This window comes from bacterium (genome assembly GCA_024226335.1).
Taxonomy (GTDB): Bacteria; Myxococcota_A; UBA9160; order SZUA-336; family SZUA-336; genus JAAELY01.
In genome coordinates, this window is the sequence record JAAELY010000416.1 from 1 (window position 1) to 1,027 (window position 1,027).

Annotated in this window: 2 protein-coding genes; both read left to right on the forward strand. The window is 64.4% G+C overall.

The features are described 5' to 3' along the window. A partial coding sequence (locus GY725_20475) for a site-specific integrase (GenBank protein MCP4006561.1) occupies positions 1 to 528 on the forward strand: 528 nt, incomplete at its 5' end. Between the two features lie 334 nt (positions 529 to 862). After that, the coding region (locus GY725_20480; GenBank protein ID MCP4006562.1) for a helix-turn-helix domain-containing protein at positions 863 to 1,027 on the forward strand (165 nt) is incomplete at its 3' end.

Here is a 1,027-nt window from a genome sequence, read left to right on the forward strand (position 1 = left end):
CCGCACGCGGTCGCCGCGATCCGTCTCCTGGTTCTGACGGGCTGTCGTCTCCGGGAGATCCTTCACCTGCGTTGGCAAGACGTGGACCTCGAGAGGCGCTTGCTGCGGCTTCCGGACTCGAAGACCGGCGCGAAGCTGGTCTACTTGAACGCACCGGCGATGGAAGTGCTCGCGAACGTTCCGAGGACGAGGGGCTTCGTCTACGTCATCGAGGGCAGGAAACCCAAGTCTCCCAGAGCGGATCTCAACACGCCTTGGCGCCGGATCCGGAAGCAGGCAGGACTCGATGACGTCCGGCTCCATGATCTCCGGCACACTCACGCGGCCGTAGGCGCGGGCCTCGGGCTCTCGCTACCGATGATCGGAAAGCTGCTGGGCCACACGCTGCCCACCACTACCGCACGCTACGCTCACCTCGCGGTCGATCCCATGCACGAGGCGGCTGAGCGGATTGGGGCTGCGCTCGCCGCGAGCATGGACGTTGGCGAGAAAACCCGATCGCCTGAGCGCAATCGTCAGCCCGCTTAACGGACCGGCGCCAAGGGTCACAGTCGGCCACGATTCTCGGTAGGCGATCATGCCCCGGTATCCAAAGCTCGACGCCAAGCTCGGTACTACGTTGCGGGTGCTTCGAAAGCGCCGTGGGCTTTCCTGAGCCCGCTTCGGCCGCAGTCGAGCGCTCTTCGCTGAACTGATCTGTTCAGTTCTTAGAACGCTTGCGTTTGCATCGAACGCGCTCGACCGGCATAGTGCCCCGTAGAAGAAGTTCGCAGCGCCCGCGACCGGCACGGGTCGGCAGCGACCGTTCGTGGCAGCGCGGACGGATTCGAGGGCAAGCGCGAAGGAGTCACGGGAGATCCGTATGGGTAGCGAAACACTGTCACCTTTTCTCACCACGAAGGAAGCCGCGAGATACCTTCGGCTTCGCCCGTCTACGCTCGCGCAGTGGCGGTGGACCGGCGGTGGACCGGCCTATCGCAAGTTCGGCGGTCGGGTGGTCTATTCACAGCAGGAGCTGGAGGAGTTC